The sequence below is a fragment of the Streptococcus danieliae genome (assembly GCF_025447695.1).
Classification (GTDB): Bacteria; Bacillota; Bacilli; order Lactobacillales; family Streptococcaceae; genus Streptococcus; species Streptococcus danieliae.
This window is the reverse complement of record NZ_JAOBSU010000148.1, coordinates 1-2,803: the sequence shown is the minus strand read 5'-3', so window position 1 is coordinate 2,803 and position 2,803 is coordinate 1. Positions and strand designations below refer to the sequence as shown.

Here is a 2,803-nt window from a genome sequence, read left to right as displayed (position 1 = left end):
TTTTTATGAAATTGATGATGAGGAGTCAGAATCCTGACATTATTTTCAAAAAGAATAAGCAACGGGAATGATTCTTTGTGTCTATTTCTGTTTTATAAGTTGCAGAATGTGGTACAATAGGTAAGTTACAATGAAGTTGGTGGGATGGGAGCGTGTGCTCAAAATGGATGGCATCTCATCGCCTGTTCCTTGGGATAGGGACCGAAATTGTAAGAGGTCCATCCGAATCGATTTGATAGAAAGAAGATACCATTGAAATTTATAGAATTAGGTTTATCACAAGAATTATTGACTGAAATTGAGAAAGCCGGTTTTGAAGAAGCCAGCCCCATTCAGGAGCAGACGATTCCCTTGGCCTTGACTGGCAAAGACGTTATTGGTCAGGCACAGACTGGTACAGGGAAAACGGCTGCTTTTGGTTTGCCAACCTTAGAAAAAATTAGACCACAAGAGGCGACGATTCAGGCCTTGGTGATTGCGCCAACGCGAGAATTGGCGGTTCAAAGTCAGGAAGAATTATTCCGCTTCGGGCGCTCTAAAGGTGTGCGGGTTCGCTCTGTTTATGGGGGATCCAGCATTGAGAAGCAAATCAAGGCTTTGAAGGCAGGGGCGCATATTGTTGTGGGAACACCGGGTCGTCTCTTGGACTTGATCAAACGCAAGGCTTTGAAACTGGATAAGATTGAAACTTTGATTTTGGATGAGGCCGATGAGATGTTGAACATGGGCTTCTTGGACGATATTGAAGCGATTATTGAGCGCGTGCCAGCGGATCGTCAAACCTTGCTCTTCTCAGCAACCATGCCAGATGCTATTAAGCGGATTGGGGTGCAATTTATGAAAGAACCGGAGCACGTCAAGATTGCTGCCAAGGAATTGACAACGGAATTGGTTGATCAATACTATATCCGGATTAAGGAACAAGAGAAGTTCGACACTATGACGCGGCTTATGGATGTGGAGCAGCCAGAATTGGCTATTGTCTTCGGTCGGACCAAGCGTCGGGTCGATGAGTTGACGCGTGGTTTGAAAATTCGTGGTTTCCGTGCAGAAGGAATCCATGGAGACTTGGATCAGGGCAAACGGCTACGGGTTCTTCGAGATTTCAAAAATGGTAATTTGGATGTCTTGGTTGCAACAGACGTTGCAGCGCGTGGTTTGGACATCTCAGGTGTGACCCATGTCTACAACTATGATATTCCACAAGATCCGGAAAGCTATGTTCACCGGATTGGACGTACAGGTCGGGCTGGTAAATCTGGTCAATCCGTAACCTTTGTTTCTCCAAATGAGATGGGCTACCTTCAAATTATTGAGAACTTGACCAAAAAACGGATGAAGGGTCTCAAACCACCAACAGCAGAAGAAGCCTACCAAGCGAAAAAGAAAGTTGCACTTGGGAAAATTGAACGCGACTTTGCGGCAGAAGACTTCGCAGCCAAGGCTGCTAAAGTCAGTAAGGATGCCCTGCAATTGGCGAGTGAATTTTCTCCAGAAGAATTGGCAGCTTACATCTTGACCCTAGTAGTTCAAGATCCAGCAGATCTACCAGAAGTAGAAATTGCCCGTGAAAAACCCCTGCCATTTAAACCATCTGGCAATAGCCATGGTGGACGCGGACGCGGCGGTCGCCGTGACGGTGGCTACCGCTCCGGAAATCGCGATCGGAACCGTCGTGACAATTACCGCGACAACCGCCGCAACGACCGCTATGACCGTGACAACCGCTACCGTAAAACCAAAAACCAAAAACCACAAAACACCTCCAGCGAAAAGAAAACCGGCTTCGTCATCCGCAACAAAGGAGATAAGTAAAAATGTCCAGTGGACATTTTTACCCCGAGCCCAAAAATTAGAGAGCGAGGTAGGTCCAGTGGACATTTTTACCCCGAGCCTAAAAATTAGAGAGCGAGGTAGGTCCAGTGGACATTTTTACCCCGAGCCCAAAAATTAGAGAGCGGTCAAGGAGTCAAGAATTGACTTCTTGAGTTTTTAAACTAAAGAACATGAAGTGTTCTGGACCCGAGTCTAGAAATAGAAAAACGAGGCTAAAGAACCCGAGTCAGGACATAGGGGAAAGGAGTCAGCAATTGACTTCTCGAGTTTCTAAATCAAGGAATAGAAGCGTTCTCTATTTTGATGACCGATTGGAGTTTGCTTTGTAAATAGGGTTGAACCTCAAGCAATTGCTGTTGCTTAAAAGAACCACTTTCCAAACGGAGAGTGGTTTCCTTGTTTTAGGGTCTAATATTAATTCTCCCCTTTTATGCGGCACTGGCTCAGAATGAGTACATAAAGCAGGGCATGCCAGTTAATGAGGATGCTTGTTTGGGCGAAGATAGCTAGAGGCGAATGAGAGGTGTAGAGGAAGACCAGATTCATAAGCATAAAGAAGAAGTAGGGTAATCGAATCGCTTTAAGGAGTCGTCGTTTTCTTCGCTGAATATTCTTTTTTGGTTGTTTTTGGTAAAAACCTTGATTGGCGATTCCAAAGATGATGGCTGAGATGAGAGTCCAAAAAGTAAAAGGGATCACTATCGAGGGTGAGAGAATTTTCAGATAGGCGGCCAGAGTAAGTTCAACAGCTCTTGCAATAAGGAGAGTGTAAATAAAAGAGTAGTTCATAAAAACCTCCAAAGGAATTTGCTTGTCTCTAGTTTACCCCAAAGGAAGGGGAAGTTAGTTTAAGGGCACCTCTAAAAACTCATACTTATTGACGCCTTATTTATAGTAGAATGAAACAAAAACCGCACACTTTGTGCTATACTATTTTTATGGCATATTCAGTAGATTTTCGTGAAAA

2 protein-coding genes are annotated in these 2,803 nt (G+C 44.5%); one reads left to right on the top strand and one right to left on the bottom strand.

Annotated features, from left to right (window positions below; all coding sequences use genetic code 11):
* The first annotated feature begins 252 nt into the window (after nt 1–252).
* Nucleotides 253–1,815 carry a degradosome RNA helicase CshA gene (gene cshA, locus N4310_RS08080; protein WP_262092768.1) on the top strand — a complete coding sequence of 521 codons (1,563 nt, stop codon included), beginning with the start codon at nt 253–255 and terminating at the stop codon, nt 1,813–1,815.
* A gap of 435 nt (nt 1,816–2,250) precedes the next feature.
* Here the strand turns inward: cshA and N4310_RS08075 are convergent, their stop codons facing one another.
* Nucleotides 2,251–2,625: a hypothetical protein gene (locus N4310_RS08075; RefSeq protein ID WP_262092767.1), complete on the bottom strand. Its 375-nt coding sequence runs from the start codon at nt 2,623–2,625 to the stop codon at nt 2,251–2,253.
* Nucleotides 2,626–2,803: the final 178 nt, after the last annotated feature.

Bases quoted from the DNA above. Each gene is read 5' to 3' on its own strand.
- N4310_RS08075 (WP_262092767.1), bottom strand. From the start codon at position 2,625: ATGAACTACTCTTTTATTTACACTCTCCTTATTGCAAGAGCTGTTGAA.